This is a genomic window from Diaphorobacter sp. LR2014-1, from assembly GCF_002916785.1.
Classification (GTDB): domain Bacteria; phylum Pseudomonadota; class Gammaproteobacteria; order Burkholderiales; family Burkholderiaceae_C; genus Diaphorobacter; species Diaphorobacter nitroreducens.
Genome location: NZ_MTBE01000045.1, coordinates 1 through 23,928, shown reverse-complemented (window position 1 = coordinate 23,928; position 23,928 = coordinate 1). Strand labels below are relative to the sequence as shown.

The 23,928-nt window shown below is 58.7% G+C and carries 27 protein-coding genes and 1 pseudogene; 9 read left to right on the top strand and 19 right to left on the bottom strand.

All coding sequences use genetic code 11. The annotated features are described in order from the left end of the window. Window positions 1–20: 20 nt before the first annotated feature. On the bottom strand, window positions 21–986 hold the full coding sequence (locus BV908_RS19890; protein ID WP_078465000.1) for an IS110 family transposase: 966 nt from the start codon (window positions 984–986) through the stop codon (window positions 21–23). A 399-nt stretch (window positions 987–1,385) separates the two neighbouring features. Between BV908_RS19890 and BV908_RS19880 the strand changes: the two genes are divergently transcribed. From BV908_RS19880 to BV908_RS19865, 4 genes are all read left to right on the top strand, one after another. Beyond that, the gene (locus BV908_RS19880) at window positions 1,386–1,721 is read left to right on the top strand and encodes a hypothetical protein (protein ID WP_103739026.1); all 336 of its coding nucleotides are present in this window, start codon (window positions 1,386–1,388) and stop codon (window positions 1,719–1,721) included. 154 nt (window positions 1,722–1,875) lie between these two features. Continuing rightward, complete coding sequence (locus tag BV908_RS19875; protein WP_103739025.1) at window positions 1,876–2,106, top strand: hypothetical protein; 231 nt, start codon at window positions 1,876–1,878, stop codon at window positions 2,104–2,106. A 113-nt stretch (window positions 2,107–2,219) separates the two neighbouring features. Continuing rightward, a complete protein-coding gene (locus BV908_RS19870; protein ID WP_172751412.1) occupies window positions 2,220–2,957 on the top strand; it encodes a DUF2786 domain-containing protein in 738 nt (245 codons plus the stop codon). Between the two features lie 9 nt (window positions 2,958–2,966). Next, window positions 2,967–4,511, top strand: coding sequence for an LPD1 domain-containing protein (locus BV908_RS19865; RefSeq protein WP_146052300.1), 1,545 nt, complete (start codon window positions 2,967–2,969; stop codon window positions 4,509–4,511). A gap of 185 nt (window positions 4,512–4,696) precedes the next feature. Here BV908_RS19865 and BV908_RS19860 read toward each other — a convergent pair whose 3' ends face one another. Next, a complete protein-coding gene (locus BV908_RS19860) occupies window positions 4,697–5,248 on the bottom strand; it encodes a hypothetical protein (protein ID WP_103739022.1) in 552 nt (183 codons plus the stop codon). A 138-nt stretch (window positions 5,249–5,386) separates the two neighbouring features. Between BV908_RS19860 and BV908_RS19855 the strand changes: the two genes are divergently transcribed. Then, window positions 5,387–6,634 (top strand): hypothetical protein, encoded by a 1,248-nt coding sequence (locus BV908_RS19855; RefSeq protein WP_103739021.1) that lies wholly within the window; start codon window positions 5,387–5,389, stop codon window positions 6,632–6,634. 115 nt (window positions 6,635–6,749) lie between these two features. After that, the gene (locus BV908_RS19850) at window positions 6,750–7,148 is read left to right on the top strand and encodes a hypothetical protein (RefSeq protein WP_103739020.1); all 399 of its coding nucleotides are present in this window, start codon (window positions 6,750–6,752) and stop codon (window positions 7,146–7,148) included. Here the strand turns inward: BV908_RS19850 and BV908_RS19845 are convergent. The 16 genes and pseudogenes from BV908_RS19845 to BV908_RS19765 form a co-directional block, all read right to left on the bottom strand. Then, entirely contained in the window at window positions 7,145–7,891 is a 747-nt protein-coding gene (locus BV908_RS19845; protein ID WP_103739019.1) for a hypothetical protein, read from the bottom strand. The two genes, BV908_RS19850 and BV908_RS19845, sit on opposite strands and share 4 nt — an antisense overlap. Beyond that, entirely contained in the window at window positions 7,888–8,880 is a 993-nt protein-coding gene (locus BV908_RS19840; protein ID WP_246867558.1) for a virulence protein RhuM/Fic/DOC family protein, read from the bottom strand. The genes BV908_RS19845 and BV908_RS19840 overlap by 4 nt, the downstream gene beginning before the upstream one ends. Next, the gene (locus BV908_RS19835; protein ID WP_103739018.1) at window positions 8,873–10,117 is read right to left on the bottom strand and encodes a DUF1173 family protein; all 1,245 of its coding nucleotides are present in this window, start codon (window positions 10,115–10,117) and stop codon (window positions 8,873–8,875) included. Before BV908_RS19835 ends, BV908_RS19840 begins: the two co-directional genes overlap by 8 nt. A 123-nt stretch (window positions 10,118–10,240) precedes the next feature. Continuing rightward, complete coding sequence (locus tag BV908_RS19830; protein WP_146052298.1) at window positions 10,241–10,516, bottom strand: hypothetical protein; 276 nt, start codon at window positions 10,514–10,516, stop codon at window positions 10,241–10,243. Window positions 10,517–10,595: 79 nt separating this feature from the next. Then, window positions 10,596–10,887: pseudogene (locus BV908_RS19825) on the bottom strand (nucleotidyltransferase family protein). 151 nt (window positions 10,888–11,038) lie between these two features. Beyond that, a complete protein-coding gene (locus tag BV908_RS19820; protein ID WP_103739016.1) occupies window positions 11,039–11,314 on the bottom strand; it encodes an SWIB/MDM2 domain-containing protein in 276 nt (91 codons plus the stop codon). Window positions 11,315–11,434: 120 nt separating this feature from the next. Beyond that, window positions 11,435–12,766: a hypothetical protein gene (locus BV908_RS19815; RefSeq protein WP_146052297.1), complete on the bottom strand. Its 1,332-nt coding sequence runs from the start codon at window positions 12,764–12,766 to the stop codon at window positions 11,435–11,437. Beyond that, a complete protein-coding gene (locus tag BV908_RS19810; RefSeq protein WP_172751411.1) occupies window positions 12,756–13,280 on the bottom strand; it encodes a hypothetical protein in 525 nt (174 codons plus the stop codon). Before BV908_RS19810 ends, BV908_RS19815 begins: the two co-directional genes overlap by 11 nt. A 101-nt stretch (window positions 13,281–13,381) precedes the next feature. After that, a complete protein-coding gene (locus BV908_RS19805; RefSeq protein ID WP_246867559.1) occupies window positions 13,382–13,906 on the bottom strand; it encodes a thermonuclease family protein in 525 nt (174 codons plus the stop codon). Continuing rightward, window positions 13,890–14,369, bottom strand: a complete 480-nt coding sequence (locus BV908_RS19800; RefSeq protein ID WP_103739013.1) for a hypothetical protein — start codon at window positions 14,367–14,369, stop codon at window positions 13,890–13,892. Before BV908_RS19800 ends, BV908_RS19805 begins: the two co-directional genes overlap by 17 nt. A gap of 48 nt (window positions 14,370–14,417) precedes the next feature. Further along, window positions 14,418–14,966 (bottom strand): hypothetical protein, encoded by a 549-nt coding sequence (locus BV908_RS19795; RefSeq protein WP_103739012.1) that lies wholly within the window; start codon window positions 14,964–14,966, stop codon window positions 14,418–14,420. 662 nt (window positions 14,967–15,628) lie between these two features. Continuing rightward, window positions 15,629–15,994 (bottom strand): hypothetical protein, encoded by a 366-nt coding sequence (locus BV908_RS19785; RefSeq protein ID WP_103739010.1) that lies wholly within the window; start codon window positions 15,992–15,994, stop codon window positions 15,629–15,631. Further along, window positions 15,991–16,185 (bottom strand): hypothetical protein, encoded by a 195-nt coding sequence (locus BV908_RS19780; RefSeq protein ID WP_172751410.1) that lies wholly within the window; start codon window positions 16,183–16,185, stop codon window positions 15,991–15,993. Before BV908_RS19780 ends, BV908_RS19785 begins: the two co-directional genes overlap by 4 nt. A gap of 46 nt (window positions 16,186–16,231) precedes the next feature. Further along, the gene (locus BV908_RS19775; RefSeq protein WP_103739008.1) at window positions 16,232–16,588 is read right to left on the bottom strand and encodes a hypothetical protein; all 357 of its coding nucleotides are present in this window, start codon (window positions 16,586–16,588) and stop codon (window positions 16,232–16,234) included. A gap of 27 nt (window positions 16,589–16,615) precedes the next feature. Further along, the gene (locus tag BV908_RS19770) at window positions 16,616–16,915 is read right to left on the bottom strand and encodes a hypothetical protein (protein ID WP_103739007.1); all 300 of its coding nucleotides are present in this window, start codon (window positions 16,913–16,915) and stop codon (window positions 16,616–16,618) included. Window positions 16,916–16,952: 37 nt separating this feature from the next. Next, window positions 16,953–17,369 (bottom strand): hypothetical protein, encoded by a 417-nt coding sequence (locus BV908_RS19765; RefSeq protein ID WP_103739006.1) that lies wholly within the window; start codon window positions 17,367–17,369, stop codon window positions 16,953–16,955. 2,609 nt (window positions 17,370–19,978) lie between these two features. Here BV908_RS19765 and BV908_RS19760 point away from each other — a divergent pair. Together BV908_RS19760 and BV908_RS22325 are read left to right on the top strand one after the other, a co-directional pair. Beyond that, window positions 19,979–21,046: a ParM/StbA family protein gene (locus BV908_RS19760; RefSeq protein ID WP_146052296.1), complete on the top strand. Its 1,068-nt coding sequence runs from the start codon at window positions 19,979–19,981 to the stop codon at window positions 21,044–21,046. A gap of 441 nt (window positions 21,047–21,487) precedes the next feature. Next, window positions 21,488–21,817: a hypothetical protein gene (locus tag BV908_RS22325; protein ID WP_146052295.1), complete on the top strand. Its 330-nt coding sequence runs from the start codon at window positions 21,488–21,490 to the stop codon at window positions 21,815–21,817. 118 nt (window positions 21,818–21,935) lie between these two features. Here the strand turns inward: BV908_RS22325 and BV908_RS19750 are convergent, their stop codons facing one another. Beyond that, window positions 21,936–22,586 carry a nuclease domain-containing protein gene (locus tag BV908_RS19750; protein WP_172751409.1) on the bottom strand — a complete coding sequence of 217 codons (651 nt, stop codon included), beginning with the start codon at window positions 22,584–22,586 and terminating at the stop codon, window positions 21,936–21,938. Between the two features lie 296 nt (window positions 22,587–22,882). Between BV908_RS19750 and BV908_RS19745 the strand changes: the two genes are divergently transcribed. After that, window positions 22,883–23,928: IS5-like element ISDisp1 family transposase (locus BV908_RS19745; RefSeq protein WP_103739027.1), on the top strand; the 1,046-nt coding region annotated here is incomplete at its 3' end.

The window sequence follows — 23,928 nt, the reverse complement described above, 5'->3', positions numbered from 1 at the left end:
CTGAGTAACCGTCTTCGAAGTCAAGCGCAATGAAGCGACTTGTCCCAAGGTTTTCCAGTGCGCACCATGGCGTTGAGCGTGGTGAGCAACTTGCGCATGCAAGCGACCAGGGCGACCTTGGGCAACTTGCCAGCGGCCTTCAGACGCTCGTAGAAGGCCTTGATGGCCGGGTTGTAGCGGGTGGCCGTGAGCGTTGCCATGTACAGCACGCGGCGGATCTCGAAGCGCCCGCCTTGTACGCGCCGCCTGCCCTTGCTGCCGCCGGAGTCATTGGCCATGGGCGCCACGCCCACCAATGCAGCGATCTCGCGCCGGTTCAGCCGGCCCAGCTCTGGCAGCTCGGCAATCATCGTGGCACTGGCCACCGGGCCGACTCCCGCAGCCGACTGCAGCAGCGTGTCGAGCTCCCCAAAGTGCTCGCGCACATGCGTGACCATCTGCTCTTCGATCTCATCGAGCTGCGCCTTGATCGCCGCCTCGATGGCCTCGATGCTGGCGTGCAGCTTCTTGGGCGTGATCTGCAGCCGTTGGCGCTCCGAATGGAGCATGGTCAGCAACTGGCGCCTGCGCGTGACCAGGGCCGCGAGCCACTGCTGGCGCTCATCGGCCAGGGGGCGCAAGAAGCGCTGCAGATCGTCGCGGCGCAGCAGCACCGCTGCCAGCTCGGCCAGCGTGCGCGCATCCACCGCGTCGGTCTTGGCCAGGCGTCCCATGGATTTGGCGAAGTCGCGCGCCTGGCGCGGGTTGATGACCGCCACGGGCAGGCCTGTGGCCTGCAGGGCACACGCTAACGCGGCCTCGTAGCCGCCGGTGGCCTCCATCACCACCAGACCCACGTCCAGGGGCTGCAGGGCAGCCGCCAGCGCCGAGTGGCCTTCGGCATCGTTGTCAAACCGCTGGGCGCTGCTCTTGGCACCCAGCACACAGACATCCACGTGCGCCTTGGCCACGTCGATGCCCACCGTCACTGAGGTAACAGACATGATCTTCAGATCCCTTGCTTGTGCATGCGCGCTCAATCAAGGCGCGCGTAACCGTTCGGGCTTCACGAAGACCAGCGCGGCGGCCATGCGTTCTGTACTCAGTCACGGGCTCTATCACCCCAGCGCCTACCAAACTGCACGGGCCGGTCTGGCCGCCTCAACGGCGTTCAGACTCTACCGCGCTGGTCTGGTTTAAAGATACAAGGGGCCATATTTAGCCCATTCCCAGGAGGGGCCTCTCACAACCCGCCCCCCGAAGTTGGCCGTTGTGAAGGAGTTCAACCGGGCTTTCGTTGCCGGCGTGATCACCGATGAGGGTTGCACGCGGCTTCTCTCCGATATCGTTTCCCGCCGCGCCCAACGTGAGCGTGACGGGGCTGAAGTGAAATTCCAGGAGCCATCATGAACAAGTCACTTCGCAATGCGGATCTCCACATGGCGCAGGAAAAGTCTGAATTGCTCATCTTGCATGCCCTCGCCACCAAGGGCCGAAATGGTGAGGCGACCCACCTCCAACTCTCGTCCCTAGGCTTTGTTGCCTATCCAGGCTACCAGTTCAAGGCACCCCAGGGGGCGGCGTTGGCCGTGGCGCGACTGGCTCGCTCGATGCAGGATCGTGGCCTGATCGGGCGGGCATTTGGTGGAAGGAATGGGTACGGGCGACGGGGCTATTACTTGCGTCCTGAGGGTGCGAGGGCACTGGAGGCGAACGCCTCGTCCATTGCGTCCAACAACTAGCACTGGCGGTGATTTAGGCCACGTCCGCACGGCCCAGGCTTGGGGATTCCTGGCGCACGAGTGATGTGAGGTGGCGTCAATTCTTGACTGCGGCGGGACATGCTTCACACTTGTCCCTCTGGATTACACCGCATCACCCAGGCGCAGGCACCCTATGACTCTCGATCAACTGATCACCCAGCTGCAGACAATGAAAAACGAGGGCCTCGACGGGTCTACGTTGGTTGGCATCCCTGACCGTGACAACAACGCCCGCCAGGGGATGATCCAGCTGGCAGTGCAGCCCCGAGTGACCCATGTGGCGAAGGACGAGCACGCCAAGGGGTGGACCCTTTGCCGCGTGGTTTCACGAGGCGGTGAGAAGGTTCTGGTGCTTGGCGGCTGACGCCGAATGCGATGGCGCTCCATTGAAGAGCCAGGAGATCTAAGCCTGGAGGGGAGTCATTGTTTAATTAACGGCGATCCCGCCTGACTATGCAAGAAAACTGGCCAAAACAAATGCAAAACATCGATCCAAAGATCCTTGGCAAGATCAAGAAGTGCCTGGCGCTTTCCTCGTCCGACAACCCGCATGAAGCTGCAGCCGCGCTGCGCCAAGCAAACGCCCTGATGGCGGCGCATGGTGTTTCCGCAGAACATATCAGCATGGCAGACATAGGGCAGGTTCAAACGGGTAGCCGCACGATGGCGCGCAACAAACCGGCCCATTGGGAAGGCGCTCTAGCCGCGACGGTCGGCAAGGCTTTTGGCTGCCAGTTAATGCTGCATCGCAATCTGGTTGTCGGCTCCAAGACGAAGGTGCTCAATGATGGTGCTTACATTTTCGTGGGCATCGCGGCGCAGGCAGAGATCGCTGCTTATACGTTCGATGTGTTGGCCCGCAAGCTCAAGAAGACACGCAGCGCCTGGATAGCTGAGCAACTGGATGGCATGTCGAAGCTGCGCGGCGGTAAGCGCATGGCTACGAGCCTGGGAGACGAATTTGCTATCGGCTGGGTTCAGCAGATTGCACGGCTTGTGCAGGTATTCGCGCAGCCTACTGAGGTGGAGCGCGCCATTGCGCGTTTCATCGAGTCACGCTCGATTGTCCGCAAGGACGGCGAGGATCTCATGCGCAAACCGCAACTCGAAGATGAACGCCTGCGCAGTGTGGCTCAATCACATGGCAGGCGCGCTGCCGAGGGCGAGACTATTCATCGACCGATTCACGGACGTGAGCAACTGGCCCTCAAGTGAGTCAAAAAGATGGAATTGGAAAGTAGCTCGGGCAATGTGACGGGGACGCTGGAAGACGCTGGCGACTTCATACCCTATGCAAAAAAGCACAGGGAGCATTCCAGGAAGACGCATCAGGCGGGTCCAAACCGCTTGGAGCAACTCTGGCCAGAACCCGATTGGCTGGAGCTGGCCGCATCTGGGCGTTACAGTCCCAAGACGCTGGCCGCACTTGCCGTTACGTACTGGGGGCTGGGCACCGGCCCGATCACGTCCACGTGCTTCGGCATCGAGGCCGGCAAGTGGCCCGAGATGTATGAGCGCGCAATTGGCTATGTGCGACAAGTGTTCAATGAGGCGACGGATGAGGATCTGGACACGATGCGCAGCAAGGCCTATTCGCTGGCCGGCGTGACCCAGCAATCCACGCAGAAAGATCGCATGGCGCTGTGTGCAGCGGGGCGGTATGGCGGCAGGACACTTTCCCCGCCCTTCGTGCCCACCCCCAAGTACAACTGGCTGGTGGACTCCATGGCCGAGCTGGGCTGGCCTGAGGATGACTCCTGCCTCAAAGTGAGCGTTGGGGTCATCTCCATCAAGCCAGCAAGGCCCGATGAAGTGGCATGGCGCGTCATCACGACCACGCCCAAGGCGAGCTACCTGATGGAGCACGGCACCCTCACACGGGCCGATGCACTGGCGGCCGCCGAGGAGGAGATCGACAAGCGGCTGAAAGAGCAGTCGATCCAGACGGAGCGGCGCAGGGCCGTCACGCGCCGCGCTGGCGAGCAAAACATGGAGCGCAAAGGGGTGGACTACCTCGCCGGGCGAGATGTGTCCACCGACGAGCTGATGGCCACTTTCAGCCTGCGCGGCATCCAGTTCGGCGAATCGCTGTCTACCAAGGAGCGGCAACGATGGGTGAACGAAGCTTTTTGCGCACTGCATGACCTGGCAAGGGTCATCGGGTTCAAGCCCAGGTGGCTGGGCCTAGGGCGTGGAGATGACCGCCTCGCCCTGGCCATTGGCGCACGTGGCCACGGCGCTTTCGCGGCGCACTATGAGCCCGGCCTGCGCGTCATCAACCTGACCCGCGACAGCGGCGCAGGCTCTCTGGCGCATGAATGGTCGCATGCTCTGGATCACTACTTGGCCCAGGCCACCTTTGCCGCTGATCTGCCCTGGGTCAGCCCCGAAACGATGGTTACGGGCGTCCTGGATGACGTGCGCGCGGGCTGTGCGCGCCCTGCCCTGCTCCAAGGGCTTGATGCGCTCATCGCGGAGTGCATAAACCGTGAAGAGAATGGGTTCTACGAAGCTGCAAAGCGCATTGAGGAACTCAAAGGTGCGCGCAAACGCTACTGGACCACGCGGAGTGAATTGTGGGCCCGCAGCTTCGAGTCCTACATTCAGGACGCCCTGACAGCCCAGGATGAGGCCAGCCCCTGGCTGGTGCACGGCACGCGAGAACATGAACAACATGACCCGCTCGCCAGCGCCTATCCCACCGGGGAACAAAGGCAGCGGCTGCAGCGCCTGTGGCGCGACTGCATGCAAGCGATGGTGAGCACCTGAGCTGGCAGAAATCTATTTTTTTCTGACAGAAATCTTAGGCCCTAAGATTCTGCGTCTTTTGAGTATAGAAAGATGCATTGCGGAGGCTCAACCCCGGTAAAAGCGCATCAAAGGTTGCTTTTGGGGTGCTTCTTAAAGCCGATTAGGGGCCCCTAATTGGCTCCCAGGTGGCGCCGGCTGGGCTTCTATGAGTCCAGTTGTGCGGTGAACCAGTACCGCCCCTTGCCAGTGCAGGTGTGCCCGTCCTCGCGGGCCTGCCGGCGAGCCAGCATGATCGCGCTGGCCTTGGTTTCAGCCTCGAATGGACCCAGCAAAATCCCATCGACCTCATCCCAGGCGGGAAAAGCAAAACGCAGGGTCACCAGCCATCTGCGCGCCGTAGGGGCTCCGCGCTGAGCAGCCGTGGGAGTTGATGCCTCGGAGACGGTCTCACAGGCCTGGTCAGGGCCGTACTGCAGCCCCAGCGCCGCATGGACCTCGGCCAGAGTGCCGATGGTCTCGGGCTTGTGCGGCCCATGGACAAAGGCGTAATAGAGCCCGCTGGCGAGCATGCCGATGCGTGGATCAAGCGGGTGTGGGGTGGCCCGCCATGCCTCGACTGCAGCGGCTTCGTCATTGGCCTTGATTTCTCCGAGGGCATCGCGGTTGCCGAGGAAGCGCTTGTTTTCCTGGATGCTGCCCGGCCACGCAAAAAGCTGGCCGGTATAGTTGCTGGAAACAATCGTGAAGGTTTTCATGGTCGGACGGTTATTAATATGTCTCGCTTGATTTTATTATGAGAGTTTCACCTGTCAAATTGGCCTGGGCCGCAGCTGATTCGTTTGACGTGTGCGATTAATTCTTGAGAATAAAGCGGTAACTCTTTTCCCATTATTATGAAGCGCAGTATTCTCATTGAGCCGGCTCAGCAAAAGGCATTTACCAGACGGCTTGAAAAGCTCAACAAAAAGGCGCTGGGTTTCGGGCTCAGTGAGATCAAGATCGTGGCCACCCGTGAGGTGCTCTACGAGCGCAAGCTTCGGCCGGCAGGTCGGCATGGCGAGGTGATCCTGTCCAGCCTGGTGCCAGCCAAGCCCGAAGAATCCCCCGCAGCCCCGGTGATCCTCCTGCAGATCACCATCGAGTACCCCATCGTCAAGCTGGGCAGCTGGAGCATTATCGGCAAGTTGGATGCACATGCTGAAGGCAACCTCGTGTATGCACTGCACGCAGGCGAGCAAGAGGCCGCTGCTCTCGCGCGCTTCGCCAATGCCCCCCTGCGCTGCGAACACTGCAACGCGAACCGCCAGCGCACCAGCAGCTTCGTGCTCAAGGATGACGCCAGCGGGGACTACAAAGAGGTGGGTTCCACCTGCTTGGAGGACTTCACCGGCATCGACCCTGCAGCCGCTCTATTCCTCGCCAAGATGGATTCCAGTGTGCGCGTGGTGGAGGGCGAGTTCGAGGCCCTCGGCGCGAACGCCAACCGCACCCAGGGCGTTTCAACGCGCTACTTCCTTGCGGCGGTGAATTGGATCTGCCAGACCAGCGGCTACGTGTCTAACGCACGCTCGGAGGAGTCCAGCGTGATCCCCACATGGGATGACGCTCTCGGCTTGCTGATGAACCAGGAACGCAAGATGCCCGACATGGAGCCGCACCTGCAGTTTGCCGACAAACTGCGCGAATGGTTCGCCAACAAGGAAGGGGCTGGCATGTCCCTTTTTGATCGCAACGTCAAACTCCTCGTGGGCTCAGACACCCTGCCCCTCAAGCGTCAGCCCCTGTCTTTTGCGGCCGGGGCCGTGCCCTACTACTGGGGTGCCACCAAGGGTGACGAGACTGGCGGCGCCAAGAAGGTCAGCCAGCACGTTGGGGAAGTGGGCCAGAAAATGCAGAGCGACTTGAGCATCATGCGCGTGGTGCCCATCGATACCCGGTTTGGGGTCGTGTCCCTGGTTTTGCTGCGCGACTCTGAGGGCAACTCTCTTGTGTGGAAGACCAAGGCCCTGCCCGGCCACCTCTACAACCAGGTGCACGATGGCGCTCGGGTCGATATCAAGGCCGTGTTCAAGGTCAAGGAGCACGGGGAGTACAACGGCACCAAGCAAACGAGTGTCACCCACCTCAAAATTCTCGACTGAAGGTTCCCGCCTGGCCTACCCTTCGAGCCGCAGCGCACAGGTGCTTATCGAGGGATAGCTTGCCGAAACGCTCTTTCCCTGTAGCCTTGTTGGAGTCAACAAAGGAGACGCCACCATGGGAGCAGCAGCAGAACACCGAGCCAACGCCGTGGCGCACGAGATCCTCTTTCGCGATCACTCGATTGCAGCGCAGCGCGACATGCACCAGCGTGGCCTGCAGGTGGCCGAAGACTGCAACGAGTTCACGCGACAGGCCCTGGCCTACCTGCTTGAGCCTCGGGGCATGCGCAAAGCCACCGTGGAGCGCTCCAAAACACGCCGTGGCTGGCCCAAGCGCCATGCCGCGCTGGTGCAAGCCCACTGCGAGTGGGTTGACGCGGACGCGCGAAACCTGTTCGCCTATCACCGTGCCTGCTTGAAGCGGGCACAGGCCGCACACTCCCTGCTTGTATTCGCACTCGGCATGTGGACCATCCCCGATGGCATCAGCGTGCCCAGGGCCGCCCTGTCCTAGTCCGGTGCAGCCCCGGCCGTGGCCAAGATGGCAGCTGCCTCTGACCATATCCCGGTGATCTTTTCTTTCGCGGCACGTGCACGCAGGTACGCGATTGCGGACACCACATCGGAAACAACATAGGCGCCTAGCTGGAGGTCTGCCAGCCCCACACTGGGAGGCAATGTTTCATCCCAACCATCGAAAGCTGGCCAGGGTGCGATGCACTGGCGCCCGTCTCGATGCCCGACGCGGACCCAGCCTGTGCCATCACGCAGCAGGAAGGCCGCGATAGAGGCGCCCGAGGCCCATGGCCACGGGGCTGTCTTGCGTGGAGCTACTGGGCCGGTATAGGAGCTTCTCAGGGAGGGGGGCGGCGCAGGCCTGGGCGGTGGCGATGACAAGCGCACCTTGAGCGCCTTGAGTGCATTGAGTCGCTCTGCAACGAGTTGCTTTTCACGGGCTTCTTGTTCGGCGAAGCGTTGCAGCAAGGCTTCTGTGTTGCTGTCCAAGAGCGCGCGCTCTTCGGCCGTGAGCATCCTGCCCGAGGTGCCCCCGTGCTGGGGCGATCCCAGGGCGTTTGCGCTGCCGTAGCGCTTGGCAAAACACGTTGAGCCCAAGACCATCAGCTGCGCGCCTTCACGCACGATGTGCACGGCCTTGTAGACCGTGTGGTTGCAGCCGGGCTGTGCGCAGCGCACACGTTCCGATGGTGAGACCGCAATGATGGCCAGGAGCTTTGGGGCTAGAGTGAGATTGGTCATTTCCAGATGCCCTCCGCAGCAGAAGGACGGCCCAGCATGTTCATGATGAGACGTATCAGCGTGTCCTTGTGGCCAGGGGGCGATTCGGCTACCAGCAGCGTCAGGGCGGCCAGGCCCACATCGTTGATGATGGGCTGACCATCGGACTGCAGCAGACGACTATTGCGGTGTAGAAAGTCCACAAACAAAAAGGCCCCGCTGCGCTTGTTCCCGTCCGTGAAAGGGTGGTTCTTGACGACGAAGTACAACAGGTGCGCGGCCTTGCTCTCCACGCTCGGGTAGACCGGCTCGCCAAACGCAGTCTGCTCCAAGTTGCCCAGCAGAGCCTCCAGGCCATCGCCGCGCTCGCGGGCAAATAGATCTGTCGCCTGTCCTTTGGCGATCAGGTCGGCCTTTAAGTTGGCCAGCCCCTCGCGGGCCTGCGCACTGCTGGGTAGAGTGCCGCCACTTTGGGTGGGCGGATCGGTTAGAAGGCCTTCATCGTAGCGCTGCAGCAGCAAAAAGGTGTGGGCGTAGCCTGTGACGATATCCAATAGGCCGTGCCCGTCGTCGGCGCTGAGTTTTGTCGCCTGCATAGTGCTGCGCACCAGGTGCAGCGCCGCCTCCAGCTCGCGGGCGTTTGTTTGCAGCCGCTGCTGGTTGAGGGTGTAGCCGCGCGTGAGGTGTTCGCGCAGTAGGCCAGTGGCCCATTGCCGAAAACGCGTGCCTTGTTGTGACTTGACGCGATAGCCAACCGAGATAATGACATCAAGGTTGTAGAAATTGACCGGCTTGTCGGAGCCAGGAATGTGCAAAATTTGCACATTGCTTTCTCTGGATAGCTCCCCCTCGACAAAGACAGCTCGGATGTGCCGACTAATCACCGTCCGGTCGCGCCCAAACAGTTCCGCCATTTGCTCCTGGCGCAGCCATACACTGTCTTTTTCCAGCCGAACCTCGACTGAGCCCGTGGGTGCTGTGTAGATGGAGATGGATTGCATGTCAGGCATGGCCTCTCATGGGAGGAAACGGGGGCATGGCCTGGTTGGATGAAGCATCCCACTGCCACCATCCTTCAGCCCCGAAGTTGTCCACATAGTATTGGGTCTTGGTGGCCTTGCGCGCCCGGTAGGCTGCATCGTCGCGGCCGAACACTTCCATGGGCACCCCATCCCTGTTGAGCCCGTCGCGCAGGATGAAGTCGGGGAACACCACATCCGCAGTCGCATCGAAGCGCAGGGGTTTGTAAAAGGACCGGCCCTGTTGCACCAATGCATTGCACACCTGCAGCTCGTAGGAGGACTCCACGGGTATCCAGTGATCGGAGACTGCCATTAGGGCAAGGCCGACGACTTTCGTGCGGTCGGGCCCTTGCACTTCCAGCATTGCCAGGGCAACCAGTTTGCCGCCCGCGCGCCAATGCGAGATGGCGAGTGGGAACCGCTTGCACGCTGCATCCCACAGCCCCGCTGGCATGTTCATCCACGGCAGGCCATGGTACGGAAACCCGCGCAGCGCGGATGCCATCTTGTCTTCGGCCGTGGGATCGTGCTTTGACAGGGACAGAGGGCAAAGCAGTCGAAGGCCCTTACTGGTTGCGGCCGCAACCGCCCTGCGTGTTCCCTGCGCGCCTTCCGACGCCACCGATTGACCAACGATCAGATGGTCTGAAAGCACACGTTGCCGGCCGCACCGGATCTCGCCAGCAGCCTCAACAAGACGGCCAAAGGGTGCGTGACGGTTGTATTGAGAATGCGGGCTCCACTCATTGAGACCGGCCCGCGTCCACAGCAGATCCAGCAGCCCGCGCAACGTCATGCTGCCTCGCTGGTGGGTGGCGCCGGCCCGTGGGGTGCGTTCAACCCAGCTTTCCAGGCGCGGGGCTTGCATGCGCAGGCCTTTTTGCAGCTTCACAGACACGGTGCCGTCATCGAACTCTTCGAGCACCTTGTGATAGATCTGGAGGCCGCTGCGAGCGACGTGTTCCTCGTGGTACTTGCAGCTTGAAGCGTGCTGCGGCCCGGTTCCCGAGAACTTGGCGAGCCCGTATGAGCTGGTGCCGTATGCCTTGATGGTGAGGCGTTTTTCACCGAGGCCAGGGCAGCAGCAGAAAGCAGTCCGGCCCAGCTCGCTCAGCGGGTGGTTGCTGGCCAGCACACCTTGCCAAGCCTTCTCGTAGAGTGCAGCCGTTTGAAACTCTGGGGAGTATGGCTTCCCGTCGATATTGACCTGGTAGAGCTTTCTCATGAGGATGAATGGTCGTGTCGGTCAATCAGGCGATTGGCCTTCTCAATGATCTTGCGGGAGGAGTGATCGCGCGGCAGGAGTTCGCCGAGGGCATTGGCGCAGTCGCGTAGAGTTTCAATCGGATCATCGCGCATCGACTGTTCCCCCGAATCCGCCGATGTGTCCGTCATAAAAGCCTTGCTCGACCTTGTGAGCGTCGGCGGGAAGCTCAGAAAGCGCGTGCTTGGGCACCAAAACAATGTCGTTACAGTTGGCGTAACGGCGGCCCGGCAGCATGACACCGCCCGGCGTCAGAATTCGGACTCTGGCCTTCTTGGGCGTCTCGCCCATCACTTCGACCGCGTAATAACGGCGTCCAGCCCATGTATCGAGAACGATGCACTTGGCACAGGTGTTCATGGAGTACACCCGCTGTCGATGCGCTCGATGGCCTCAGCGATGTGAGCAAGGTAGTCGGCAAGGCGTTGCTGGTCGCGGGTCATACAGGCCGAGCCTGCGCTAGCACCGTGGCCCGGAAGTTGTCGGGCAAGGCGTTGGGCGTCAGCACATCCACCGGCACACCGAGCAGCTTGCCGAGTTCGTGACGGATCGCGCCGATGTCGAACAAGGTGGGTTTCCGGCGTCGGGTCGATGAGGATGTCCAGGTCGCTGCTGTCGGTGTCTTGGCCGCGCAGGACAGAGCCGAACACCCGAGCGTTGCGGGCACGGTGAGACTCCACCACATGCCGGATCGCGGCACGGTTCGATGCCAAGGCTTCCGAGGGTTTCATGTCTTCGTCTCCCACAACAAAATCCGGTTTTGCTTCACGATGACGGCGGCCTGTTCAGGCGCCGGAAACACACTCAAATCCGGATACCCGAAATAAAGAAGGCGAGCCCGCCACAACAAGGTTGTATGGGCCCGCCTGCCGGATGGTGTGCTTAGCTGACGTGGGCGCCGATGAGCTTGGCCATCTCGAACATGGACACCTGGGACTTGCCGAAGACTTCCTTGAGCTTGGCATCGGCATTGATCATGCGTTTGTTGCCAGCGTCCTGCAGGTTGTTGGCCTTGATGTAGACCCACAGCTTGCTCACGATCTCGGTGCGCGGCAGTGGATCTGCGCCGACGATTGCGGCCAGGGCGGGGCTCGGCTTGAGAGGCTTCATGAAAGCCGGGTTCACCTTCTTCTTGGCGGCGGTATTTTCTGTGGACATGGTGTTTTCCTTTTGCTGGTTGAGAAATGGGTGATTCGAAACTGTGAATGGTTACTGCGGGCGCTTCGATTTCAGGTTATCTCTGATCGTCCGAAGCGCAATGGGCCACGTGACTCTGTGCTAAATCTGGTTCCCGATGCGGGCCGTCATGCGCCCGGTTCGCGGGTCTTTGGCGACCGTCACGTCGAGTACCTTGATGCTGGGCGTGGTGAGAGTTGCCGGCCCCATGGTTACGGTGCGTGTGCCGAGCACGCCTTCTGCATTCGAGGCGATCTGCACAGAGGCACTGCTGCCCTGCGCTCCACCGTAGTTCGCCAACGAGAAGCTGTATTTACCTTCGGCAAGTTGAGTTGTGTCGCAGTTGGCAATGTACTGATCTTGGGTATTGCCAGTTCTGTTGATGAAGGCCATTCGCCCGGATTGGCCGCGTGCATTTTCAAAGTACACATGCGTGCCACTTGGCTCCATGACATGCAAGTCAACAATGCCTGGCCCATTCCACGTCATCGTTGCTGTAAAGAAACCACTGGTTGCTTGGGAAGGCGCCGCCTGCAGCTTGGAAAAAGCACCCATGATGTGTCCGTGGATCTTGGATGCCGTCTGGTGACCGGGGTGAAGGTAGATTTCAAGCAGCCCGTGGCCCTTGGCATCCTTTAGCCCGTTCAACCCAGGCGTGCGCTCCAGTATTGGTGGGATGTTGTCGGTGATGCCAGGCACGCTGCCCACCAGACGCAGAGCGTTGATCACCACATCCTTGTCGGCGAGCACATGGGGTCTGTTGCCCACCGAAGACGCCGGGGCGATATGGATGCCTTGTATTGAGGTGCTTGGGATGCGGGTGCTTGCGTATTGAAGGGCTGAGTTCAGGAACAGGTTACCTTGTGAATGCGCTACCAGCAGCATTTTTCGACCTTCCAAGGAGCCGTTGTCCAGGCGAGTGCGGTGCTCGGCCTGAGTCGTCAGCAGGGATGGCGAGCCCATCATCTTTGTCAGGGTTGCGGGGATGATGGAGGCCAGCCATGCGACGAATGAGTCAAGAATGTCGCCAAGGGCAGGTGCGGCTTCAATGATGGTTTCCCACCACGGCCCACCGCCTTGCAGGGCCGAAAAGAACAGCTCGAATCTGCCAGCAATGGCGCCGCCGTGCTCGTTCAGACGTTGCTCAAAGACCTCCACGAAGTCACTGAAACCCTCAGTCTCGTTATAGAAAACTTCGTAGCGGATGGGGGCGCCTTGGGGGGATGTGCTGCCGTACTTTTTTTCAAACTTGAGAAGCGAGTCCTTGGCTAGATCTTCGGTGTTGAGAACGCCATTGAAGAAGCCGAACAAGATACCGCCGCTGGTGCAGAGGGATGGGGTTTGCGTTTGCGCGGCCACGGGTGCCACGCTGGAGAGGGTCATTGTCCCGGACACCAACATTGCAACGAGTTTTTTTGCAAATTTACTCTTCACAGGTGTCACCATCCGGCAAAGACAGCACGCTGCCGCTGAGCGTGGCGTTGTAGCGCATGTAGGTTTTCAGGCGCTCCTTGGTGTTGAAAGTCATCGCCACAATCTGCCGAGACACAACAGATGGGTTTGTTTCTAGTGTTTCGCCATCGAACTTCCTATGCAGGCACTTCATCGCCCGTGTTCCTTGGTTGGACACGGTTTGTGCCGCGACTCGATCCCCTTCGGGCAGATCAAAAACAGGCCTGTAGCTGCGCGCGAATTGAACAGTCGCGGCCAGCTGCTTACCCTGATACTTGGCCTTCAAAATCGCCTCAATATCATCGCGAACGCCATCGCTATTCAAGTCAGGCCCCTTCAAGTCCGAGCTGCGGTCCAGCTTCGGCAACTTGCCCTCAGCTTCAAGTGCCGCGATGCGTTCCTTGTCGGTTGGCGCACTGCCAGTGGCCCCGCCACTTCCACCCCCACACGCGGAAAGTACAACCGCCGCCAGGAATGGCGCGGCAAAGCGTTTCATAAATTCCATTGAGTTTCCCCTGTTGAATAGTGCCGCGACGGCTCAGCTTCGCCTGCGGCCACAAATAGGCATCGCTGCACGTGCGACTAGGGCCGCGAGTCCTACCTGGTTTCCCGGCGCCAGTCCCATGGGGGCGTTGGATTTTTGTCCACCCACAAGCCGGCCTTGCTCTGCTGTGCTACGCGCTCGGCTTCGGCATAGTCGCGCCGCTCTTTCTGAGGCTGATCGCGCTCATAGTGCTTGTAGTGCCACGCCATGCCTTTCTGGATCTGTTGCAGGTTGGCGTTTTGGCCATCGGGTGTGCCCACGCGGCCAAGGATGCGTCCATAGCGATCTTCTTTGTCGTAGGTGACGGTCACGATCTTCCCGAACACGAGATTGGACAGCGATTGCTTGGAGACTTGGCCGAAGGGCTGGTTCTTTTCCGGGGCATCAATGCCCGTGAGGCGAACGCGGTGTTGCTGCAGGCCGGCATCCAGCACGGTGATGGTGTCGCCATCGGCAACTCCCACAACACGGCCTTGCAGCTGGGCGGCATACCCCTGGAAGGACACGAGAGTGGCCGCGACGAAAGCCAGGCCAAGGCGGAGGAACTTTTGCATTTTCACCTCACTGCGCCAGGGCATCGCCAATGGCATCGCTCATTTGGTTGGCGCCGGCCAGCAGCTCATCCATGGAATGGGAAGCGGTGTGGTCGGCAATCACGTCCCAGCCGTCATTGCCATACACCAGATAAATGCTGCCCAGTTTCTCGCCACCGTCAGCAGGCTTGGTGACATGGCGCACCACAATCGTTTCCTCGTCGCATTGGCCAATGTCGGCCATGATCGCGTCCAGATCGCGGGAGCGCTTCAGCGGGTAATCCTCGCCGTCATAAATGCTGACGCAGTACGCACCGCCGCCCGCCTGCAGAATGTCGCGGACCGTGCGGCGCACGATGGCGCGTTCGATCAAGATGCGCTGTCGGATCGACTCGTCCTTGACCCAGTTGTGCTGCTGAAAATGCAGCGTGTCGTCGTGCTCGGCGTACACACCACTGCTGGCCTGCTGCTTGATACCGGCGATGAATTGTTTGGCTTCGAAGGTCACTTTTGGGTCTTTGTTCAATGACGGTTGCTTGAAACTTGGCTCGGGGCTTCACAGAAGGTCACGCGACACTTGCTGGCCCCATTCGGTTTTGGCGTTCATTGCCTTGAGGATTTCTTTCAGGCAGTTGTCCATCTGCTTGGGTGTGCTGTGGCGAAGGATTTCTTCGTGGGCATTGATGCCCCAGGCAACGGCCTGCATCCCCGGCCCGTCAAAGCCGTACTTGCCCGAGGTCTGGCGCCGTTCTTTGCAGCGGCTCAGCGCAGACATGGCCGGCTCGAACTGGGCGGCGAGATCCGCGTCGATCTCTTTGGCGCGCAGTGCTGCCAGCTGAATGGCGATGTACAGCCGGCGATAGCTGTCGTCATCTGCGGTGCCGCCACACAGGAGGGCATAGTATTCGCGCAACTTGATGAAGTCGCCCGTCAGATCGCGCTGCTCATACAGCCGGCAATCGTCCAGCAGGGCAATGGGACGCAGGGAATTGGAGACGCCCGCACGCACGGTCTCCTCATCCAGTTGCTTTGCCTTGCGGCCGGGTTGGAAGCTGTTGAGCAGCTTTGCACGTTGGCTTTGCTGCAGACGTGTGAAACGGCTCATAGGGCGCTCGCTGTGTGGGTGGAGTCCAGGAGGTTCTGGTCCTCGGCCGTTTGTGCCGGCACATGGAGGCGCCCATCCCAATCGCCGCCAGGGCTATGGAACGTGCCGCCAAAACCCGAGGGGCCATTCCACTTCCAACCCCCGCTTTTCATCTTGCACCAGGCGCCACCACCGAATGCCGGCGCGTTGGTCCCAACGGGAGCATTCTCAATCGTGATTTTGGACATTGGCTTGAATCTTGTTTAATTAATGGCGCATCTATGGGCCTGTCATTAATGCGTGGCTGGTTCCTTGTTAATTCAGGATAACAGCAAAGGTGAGCGTGTCAAATGAATCTCGGGTTCGTTAAATATCCTCAAAATCCCATTTGAGCCGTGTACGCATAATCACGCGCGCAGCTGCCTCCATGAGATCAGGACAGCCCTGACGGTCTTGAGACGCCTCATGTGGCCGGGAATCACCCTTGTTCTGGTCGGTCTGGGAGGGCGAGGGCTGGTTCAGATCGTGGTCGTGCATTGGATTGAAGCCCTCCAAGGGAAGCGCAAAGCGCCGCGCAGGGGTTCTTGCGTGGTGGGGCTGGGGCTGGGGCTGCTGGTGGCGAAGCCTGGGCCAGGTTCTGCGATGGTCAGATCGTGTGGCATGGGGAATAGGAGTTCAACCCCTCACGCGCCACCGAACATCACATCGAAAAGCGCGTTGGCGCCGCGATGGGACAGGCGAAAGTGAAGGGTGGCCTGCCCGCTTTGATTCAGCCGCTTCTCCACGGACTGAAAAACCCCTTTCTTGTGCAAGTTCTCGACCACACGGGACTTGCCGGCCGTCGCCTCGACTTGCAGGGTTAACCCATTCACGCGGCGCACGAAGACATCGCGATCAGCAATGCCCAGGGAGGCGTTATCACCCGCGAGCACGGTGGGCACGTAGCTGTGGAGAAATTGGCGCTGGGAGGGCGACAGCGGGGCTGAACTCATGGAAAGCGGGGACTCGTGAATTTGGTTGCGGATTTCGGCTTCTGACTTGAAAGTCAATACGCGCCTTCGGCTTTGAGTTGGGCGCCCTGTTCCAGTATCTTGGCGATGCTCCAACGACCTGAGTCCACTTGGGCCAGGTTATCGATGGTCAGTTCTTCGCCGGATGCATTGGCGACGTTGCGTGAGACACGGGCGATGGCTCCGCTTTTATGGACGGCAGTGCGCGAAGCGGGATCGGTGGTCCACATGGCACGCCATGAGCGGTTGCGGTGGTTTTTGGACATCGGGTGGTAATCAGGCCATGGGCGCGCGAAAGCCCAGCATCTTCATGGCGCGCTGAATTTGGTCGCTCGTGAGGCCGGCTGGCACGCTTTGCTGGTTGCGCACAGAGGTCTTCAGGGCGTCCCATGCGGTAATCGTGTCGCGCTCCTTTTGATAATCTTCCAGGCTCCAGTAGCACCGACCGGGCGACGAGTAGTTACCCCCGTCAGCGCGCAGGCTCTCGCGGCAGATGCGTTGGCCGTTGCTGATATAGATCCACTTGTGGCCGGTTTTCACGACCCGCACGACGCGGTGTTCGCGGGCGCTTTGATTTCCAATGCGGCAAGGAACATAGACAAGCTCCTGGCCCTTTTCAAACGTGGGATTCATTTCCGACTCCTATCTTTCTTGTCACGTTCAGCTGGACTTTTGGTTATCCAGCCATCGTTCTTGCGCCTGTTCAGGCGTAGTCACGTCGAGGAATACTTCACTTTCCTTGTGCGGCGCTGAAATGTCGTTGACCAATGCATAACCCAGGTTCCTGTCAATCAGCACGCAGACTTGATTGAGGATGTGGTACTCCAAAATCGATTCACCTTGGGGCCCACCCCAGCAACGTTCGAAATCAACACGGTCTTTGGCCTCTTCGCGCATGTCGAGGTGGCGAATGGCCGCGTTTATTTCCTGTTCGCTGGATTTGGCGGTTACGTGGTACATCGCTAATCCAAAGTGATTTCAGCTTCCCAGGAATTGGTCAGTGCTTTGCGCGCTTGCGTGCAATTTCACCAAGGGCCAGGCCATCCAAATGGGTGAGTGCGCCATCTGTGTAGGTCAACTGCTGGATGGCGAAGTCAAATAGCTTGTGCGCCCGACCAACCCGATAGATTTGCTCTGCTACTTCCGCAATGGCGGCAGCGTCTTCAGCTTGGGTGCTTTCGTAGCGCAATGCGTCACCCGGCGTGAATGAGAAATCTTCGGAGCTGGCCTTACCGCAGAAAAGCCGCATGGGATTGGTTTGCGCGATCTGGCCCTCGTCATCCATGCGCAGAAAGGCCGATTTGTAGCCTTCGGTGGACATGCCTTGAAGAATGGCATCAGAAAGCTTGTCGTGCTTGACGCCAAGCAGACGATTCTTGAATGTGACCTGAAAGAGGGTCGAGGGTTGGCCCATTATGTTCTCCTGTTTGCACAAGGCCCCTGTAATCCGAGGTGCGATATTCAACGCATTACTGCCTGTTGATGCTCTCAGTTTATTACAGGGTCGCTTGCTGTCAACAGGCCTCGTCGCATTCACCGCTGCATTATTTGGCCGTGGAAATGTCGGAGCAAACGCTTTGAATCGATTAAAACCAAACGAATGTATGGTGGCGCTGGACACGCGAAAGCACTGGGCGCCGTGAGAAAGCAGTTAATCAGGAAAACTGCCAGCAAGGCATGATGGCGATTGGCCGCGAGCCGCCCCATGTAAATCAGCACCGAATATCCGGAAACGAAGCCGCGCCTGCGCCGAGAAAGTGGGCCCGCGCATTCCCGCGACAATTCCTCCTGCCAAACTCTTTTCACAACTCACCGCCAACATAAGAAAACGAACCCGCAAAAGCCCCAACCATCTTCATCCGGTGAATTCAGACAGGAATAGGCGTCATAAAGCCCATGAGCGTGCTGGCCTTGATGGAGTCGCCGCGATTGCCTGGTGCATGGGCATTCATTACTGCGGTGGAGCCCGCGCCGGCCGGCAGGCAAGTAGCTTTCAGCCAGAATGGCCGCGCGCCCGCCTGTATCGGCAGTGCCGCGATCACTGAATACACCGAGAAGGCTCACCTATTCGGCCGTGACCTGGCGAAAAGGAGCACGTCGCCGGGAATATGGGCTCGGCCGCCAATTGCTGCGCTGATTCCTTGCAAAGCTGGTTCTGCTGTCCCATTCACACAGAACAGGCAAGAGCATCAGCCCCACGGGAATTGCGCACGCCCCCAGAGTTGCCACGCCATCACTCAAAGGCCGCCCATATCCAAGGAACGCTCTCGCGTGGATAAGGGCTCATCTACCTGAATGGGAAATGCGCGCGTCTGCTGCATTGCCTGGCCGGCATTTCCTGACCCAATGCCCATGGAAACGCCTGCGCGAGTCAATCCCGCGCCTCGGCCAAGCAATTCACGGCGCTTTCACCTGCAAATGTCCGCACAAAGGGAACACGCGGTGAATCTTGCGCAACAAGCTCATTCTCGCCCAGTGTGGAGCCGCGTAACTTGGCCGCACGCGTGCTCACCCCGCCCATCACTCAGGGCAACCAGCACGAATCTCCGATCAGACCCTGCTGCAAAAAAACTCTCGAATCAAGGTGGCCATCCTCAATCCATCCCGTAACCATTCCCGTTTTTGGAATACTTTTAGTGAAGTCTCCCGGTGCAATGTGCGCAAAAACAGAAACACACATTGCAGCTCCCCCGCGTAGGCAGTGAGGAACACAAGCAATCAAAACCCAGATTGATCCGTACATCATCGGTACGTAATCAACCCAGCAAAAACTTGTGCCCAGTCACCCGCTATGGGTCACCAAGGTAAACGCATCAAAGCGTCGTCCAAGGCAGGCAGTGCCGTAAGTGGCAAACTGAGTTCGATCATCGGTCGAACCTCTGCACTCTACTTTCTACGGAACCCAGGCGAAGGGCGCCGCACGCGATCTCAATATCCGGCATCAGACATCCCGCTCTGCATCTGCTCGCCTCACAACTCAGTGACCCATCATGGAATCGCTTCCGGGTGTGTGTTCGAGGGCAAATGTGGCTTTGGAATGTCCAACACTACGAAGCAATCAAGCTTCCGGTATCGGTCGGTACGTAGAGCTAGAACCTTTCCGAAATTCATCGGAGGGATTCACTACTGAAGTCAGCTTCTCGCTGACATGGCCGGGGGCAAGCCCCAGCGCTAAGACCCAAACGGGTCGTCTCTTCCATGTTGTGCTTCGACCATCCCGCTGAGCGCAGGAACTGAAGCCGGTTGAACGCCGCGAACGGCAACTTTGAAGGGTGGGCATCAAGCCCAGGAACGACCCAGGGGCCATCGGGGGTGGATTCTGACACGACAAGTCACTTTTCAGCAAGCGCGGTTTTCAGTGCGAGAGCGCGAAATTCTGGTTGGAAGTCGTGTTTCGACCGCCAGCCCGCATGGATGCTAGCTCCGCTCAATGGTTCTCCTTGGGTGAGAAGTCTGGGTGAGAGGGGTTTCCGGGAGCGAAAATGGATTTCTGCACAGTGTCGAACCTCGGTTTTCGCGCGTGTGATCGCGTGGGAAGGCCTCATGAGCAGATGAGGCGGGGGATCGGTGGGGTGCGAATCGGGCGAGGGTAGCTGAGCCGGGTGGCAGCTAGAGCCGTGTGTCCAGCAGCGGGGCAACGAACGGTCCAGACAGCTATGGCCTCAGCTGAGATGGAATCGGCGCTCGCCCACTGGTGCCTCCAACTGGCCCCAAAAGGGCCACCAAGCGCCCAGGGTTCATCTTTGGTCATGAACAAGGTATCGCGGAGTGGATGCAACTGGCGCGTCAGTGGCGTTCTTGCGGCCAATTGCTGCCAAACCATCTTGCCGTGAAGGCGCGATGCACTCTTTGGTGGCACTAGGTGGCCTTTGGCGTGCCAACAAGAGACCAGCTGGCGGAGTATGCGGAGACTACTTTCGCTTTTTGGGTGCGCATCTGACCGTATCCGTCTCTAGGAAGCATTCAAAACCCCTACCTATTCAGAGATGATTTCCGCTATCCCAAACCCTCGCAAAAGACTAAATGGCTACCTCCTCTTTTCAGATCCCCGTTGTTGCGCTTGACATTGGTTACTTCTCGGTGAAAGGGGCATCCCGTCGCGAGAAAAATGACACGATCAAAGCCTTTCAATTCCCAAGCCAGTGTTCGCATGTTTCTTCCATGCATAAAACCTCAATGGGCATGGCGGCGCTTTCTGGCGCAAATGTCACTGTGAACGGCGCCGAGTATTTCGTTGGTCAAGATGTTGTGCTTCAGACAAGTGCACGCCAAACCCGCGCAATCACCGAGAACTACGCGGACTCCCCTGAATACAAGGCGTTGTTTCTTGGGGGGCTGTACTATTTCCTGCGCGACTACGCAAATGAGTTGAGGGGAAAGTCTGAAGTAGAAATTAGGCGTTTGGTTGCCGGCTTGCCTATGAATACGTTGGCGACGCATGAAGGCAAGGTGCGGGAACTATTCGAGGGCACACATGAAGTTCCCTCTCCTTTTGGCGAAGGAAATTTCAAAGTTCATGTCAAGGCGGTTAATGTCATTCCCCAACCGCAAGGCGCCATGGTCAGCACTGGCGCACGTCAAAAGTCCATGAATCTGGATCGCTTCTTCGACCAGAACATGCTGGTTTTGGACATGGGCGGGGGCACTTTCGATTGGTTCTTGGTCAATAAGCGCAAGATCCTGCATAACCGCTCAGGGGCCTATCAAAAGGGGGTTTTGACTTGCGTGAATATGGTGTGTGATCGCATCAAGCCAGGCATCAAAGATGATCCGCTCGTGGTTGAGCGTGTTGATGAGGCAATTCGTGAAGGCTACGAAGAAGTTACCCTCGGCGGAAAAAAATACCGGATGGCAGACTATCTGCCTATCGCCGATGCCGTTCTGACCGAGTGCCTGAACTCCATGCGAAATGCGGTCCTCTCGCTTGAGAGCATCGACTTGATCATTTTCACTGGCGGCGGCGGAAAACGCTTGCACCACGTTGCCCAGAAGTTGCTGCCAGACCTTGCTGGGATCATGGTGCTTGATTCCGACCCGGTGTTCTCTAACGTTCGTGGTTTCTATGTTCTGGGCGAGGCAAGCAATGGATAACGATGGAGGCAAGGTCGATGTTCGATGCCGGTTCGCGCTGGAGAAACTTATCAGCCCTGATCTCTATGAGCTTTTCAGTCAAGTGCCAACATCACAGCACTCAAAGCTGATACTTGTGATGCTGGAGCGCGCGCTGTGCTACGAGAAGCAAATGGGGACTTACCAACCACGGTTTGTTAACTCCCCTCAGCAGACACCAGCCACTCAGCCCCCTCCTCACCCTCAAAGTGAAACTAGGCCAGGAGCGGAAATTCAGAGATCGCAAAAGGATCATACGCGTGGCAAAACGAATGCCGTAGCGGACAAAGAGCCCGAGGCCGCTGGAGCGATTCGACCCATCAGTGCCACTGCGCTGGCAGGCTTCGGTTTAGGTTAATGGGTAAGTAGGGGTGTTGACAGATGCACGTTTGGTGTAAGAATGGATCAAAAGGAGAGAGAAATATGAACACCCTTACTACCCGCGCCATGTACCGCGCCAATTATGCGGATTTGAATACCCGCAATGGTTCTGCTCGGAGCAATGTCTTTGCAGATGTTACCCTGCCTGCCCTTGCTCCGGTGCTGCGCAACCCCTTGCTTCAAGTGGCGTTTCATCGGTATCTGACCAATGAGATTTTCGCCTTGAATCTGGGCGTCAATCAGGCCGTCGATTCTTATGCCATGGCGATTGATCGTTTGCAAAAACTCGGCTATTACGGCAAGGAAGCCCCCGTAGGTATTGCGGAAAAATGCAAGTTTTACTGGGGTTTCTACTGCGCAATTACGAAGTAAGGTTCCACTGCCTCGCTACAAAGCCTGCAACACGCAGGCTTTTTTATTGCTCAGAAAAGAATATGGCCCTTATTGGGCCATTATTTTTACAACGCGTATTCGCTGAAGAGTAAGGATTTCAGGTAGAGGTTTTATGTACAGGGAAGGGAGATCTGAAGCTTTCAGGTAAATGCATGGGCGCAAGAAGGCCCGCTTCAACAGCCATTTCTTCCAATTCATCAAGGCGCTTGTCAATGTTCAGTTGGAGCAGCGCCCACTTGATGGCAGTGCTAAACCGCGCTGGTAGGCTCTTGCATCTTAGCGATTTCTTGTACTCAGCAACTTGGCGCACAAGGGCAGCATTGAATGCCGATCTCTTCTCTTCTTGTGTCGCGCCGTGTTGATCCAGCCAACTATGGCATCCCGAGCAGCCCCAGACCATATAGTGATCATCTGCCTTACGGCCCTTACCCTTGCCGTGCTCTGCCCAGTTGCTGTGACAACCGACCGTGGTGGCTTTGTTGTGGTTGCAATGGCCGGGCACTTGGAGCATGCAGGGTTGATCTTTGGCGAACTCCCGTAGGGCACTGTTTTCTCGCCGAGGTTCAACCGCTATGACTATGGGACTGCCATCTACCCTGCTTGGCAACCTAAATTTGGATGGGTCCGACACAGTTATAGATTTGATTGCCTTTTCAGTATGCACTTTTGAAGCTGGGGACTTCGATTTGAAAGGCGAACGTTTTAATTGAGAATTGCCACGTTTCAGTGGCGTCCTTTGCTTCAGCATGAATACTCCTATAGTTTCAATAAGGTATCGCATATGCTTCGGCTGTCAACCGCAAAAAAAACCGCCAGAAGGCGGTTTTTACGTAATCTATGTTCCAGCTGGGCTCACCCCTCTTTGATGCACTCCACCCAATTTCCGCCGGCAATTGTGTGCACAACGTCGTCATTCATATCGAGGAACAGCAGAACCCCCGAGGCAACAACAATGGCCTTAGCAGGCCGTTGAAAAATCCTTCGCCGCCGCCGGTGTGGGCCGCTACGATCTGAAGCCATCCAAGAACGACCCAGACGAGAAAGATGAGAGGCAACCAAGACTTCCAGGGGGCGATGTTCAGCTACATCAGCCTTGAAGAGCGCGTGCCAGCGGCACACCCGCTGCGCAAGTTGCGCGCCGTGGTCGATGCGCTGCTGGCGACGATGCACAGCGAGTTCGAAGCGGTGTATGCCCGCCGTGGGCGCCCCTCGGTGCCACCGGAGATGCTGCTCAAGGCCTTGCTGCTGCAGATCCTGTTCTCCATCCGCAGCGAGCGCCAGTTGGTCGAAGCGATCAACTACAACCTGCTGTACCGCTGGTTCGTGGGCCTGAACATCGAAGACAAGGTCTGGGACCACTCCACTTTCAGCGCCAACCGCGAACGTCTGTTCAACGAAGACCTCGCCCGCGCCTTCTTCGAGCGCGTCAAGCTCAGTGCCCAGTGGGGCAAGCTCGCCAGCGACGAGCACTTCAGCGTGGACGGCACGCTCATTGACGCCTGGGCCTCGCACAAGAGCTTCAAGCGCAAAGACGACGACAGCGGCACGCCGCCTGGGCGCAACCCCGAGGTGGACTTCAAGGGGCAGGAGCGCTGCAACGACACCCACGAGAGCACCACGGACGCCGATGCCCGGCTGTTCAAGAAGAGCCAGGGCGACAAATCCCGCCTGTGCCACATGGGGCACATCCTCATGGAGAACCGCAACGGGCTGATCGTGGATGTCGAGATCACCCACGCCAGCGGCACGGCCGAGCGCGAGGCGGCGCTGGCCATGTTGGAGCGTCGGGGCAACAGGAACAAACGGGCCACGGTCGGTGCCGACAAGGGCTACGACAGCAAGGCCTTCATCAAAGGCTGCAGAAAGCTCAAAGTCACGCCCCACGTGGCGGCCAAGGACAAACACTCGGCGGTGGATGCGCGAGTGACACGGCACGAGGGCTACAAGACCAGCCTGAAGGTGCGCAAGCGCATCGAAGAGGCCTTTGGCTGGATCAAGACCGTCGGTGGTCTGGCAAAGACCAAGCTGATCGGTCAGGCCAAGCTCACGGGCCAGGCGCTGCTGTGCTTTGCCACCTACAACCTTGTGCG

Excerpts from the sequence above, each read along its gene's own strand:
- BV908_RS19830 (WP_146052298.1), bottom strand. The coding sequence starts at position 10,516 with ATGAACACCTGTGCCAAGTGCATCGTTCTCGATACATGGGCTGGACGC.
- BV908_RS19835 (WP_103739018.1), bottom strand. The coding sequence starts at position 10,117 with ATGAGAAAGCTCTACCAGGTCAATATCGACGGGAAGCCATACTCCCCA.
- BV908_RS19875 (WP_103739025.1), top strand. The coding sequence starts at position 1,876 with ATGACTCTCGATCAACTGATCACCCAGCTGCAGACAATGAAAAACGAG.
- BV908_RS19845 (WP_103739019.1), bottom strand. The coding sequence starts at position 7,891 with ATGACCAATCTCACTCTAGCCCCAAAGCTCCTGGCCATCATTGCGGTC.
- BV908_RS19775 (WP_103739008.1), bottom strand. The coding sequence starts at position 16,588 with ATGAATCCCACGTTTGAAAAGGGCCAGGAGCTTGTCTATGTTCCTTGC.
- BV908_RS19750 (WP_172751409.1), bottom strand. The coding sequence starts at position 22,586 with ATGCTGAAGCAAAGGACGCCACTGAAACGTGGCAATTCTCAATTAAAA.
- BV908_RS19880 (WP_103739026.1), top strand. The coding sequence starts at position 1,386 with ATGAACAAGTCACTTCGCAATGCGGATCTCCACATGGCGCAGGAAAAG.
- BV908_RS19840 (WP_246867558.1), bottom strand. The coding sequence starts at position 8,880 with ATGCCTGACATGCAATCCATCTCCATCTACACAGCACCCACGGGCTCA.
- BV908_RS19805 (WP_246867559.1), bottom strand. The coding sequence starts at position 13,906 with ATGCCCTGGCGCAGTGAGGTGAAAATGCAAAAGTTCCTCCGCCTTGGC.
- BV908_RS19850 (WP_103739020.1), top strand. The coding sequence starts at position 6,750 with ATGGGAGCAGCAGCAGAACACCGAGCCAACGCCGTGGCGCACGAGATC.
- BV908_RS19870 (WP_172751412.1), top strand. The coding sequence starts at position 2,220 with ATGCAAAACATCGATCCAAAGATCCTTGGCAAGATCAAGAAGTGCCTG.
- BV908_RS19780 (WP_172751410.1), bottom strand. The coding sequence starts at position 16,185 with ATGTGGACCACCGATCCCGCTTCGCGCACTGCCGTCCATAAAAGCGGA.
- BV908_RS19770 (WP_103739007.1), bottom strand. The coding sequence starts at position 16,915 with ATGTACCACGTAACCGCCAAATCCAGCGAACAGGAAATAAACGCGGCC.
- BV908_RS19765 (WP_103739006.1), bottom strand. The coding sequence starts at position 17,369 with ATGGGCCAACCCTCGACCCTCTTTCAGGTCACATTCAAGAATCGTCTG.
- BV908_RS19820 (WP_103739016.1), bottom strand. The coding sequence starts at position 11,314 with ATGTCCACAGAAAATACCGCCGCCAAGAAGAAGGTGAACCCGGCTTTC.
- BV908_RS22325 (WP_146052295.1), top strand. The coding sequence starts at position 21,488 with ATGAACACCCTTACTACCCGCGCCATGTACCGCGCCAATTATGCGGAT.
- BV908_RS19865 (WP_146052300.1), top strand. The coding sequence starts at position 2,967 with ATGGAATTGGAAAGTAGCTCGGGCAATGTGACGGGGACGCTGGAAGAC.
- BV908_RS19855 (WP_103739021.1), top strand. The coding sequence starts at position 5,387 with ATGAAGCGCAGTATTCTCATTGAGCCGGCTCAGCAAAAGGCATTTACC.
- BV908_RS19860 (WP_103739022.1), bottom strand. The coding sequence starts at position 5,248 with ATGAAAACCTTCACGATTGTTTCCAGCAACTATACCGGCCAGCTTTTT.
- BV908_RS19795 (WP_103739012.1), bottom strand. The coding sequence starts at position 14,966 with ATGAGCCGTTTCACACGTCTGCAGCAAAGCCAACGTGCAAAGCTGCTC.
- BV908_RS19810 (WP_172751411.1), bottom strand. The coding sequence starts at position 13,280 with ATGAAACGCTTTGCCGCGCCATTCCTGGCGGCGGTTGTACTTTCCGCG.
- BV908_RS19760 (WP_146052296.1), top strand. The coding sequence starts at position 19,979 with ATGGCTACCTCCTCTTTTCAGATCCCCGTTGTTGCGCTTGACATTGGT.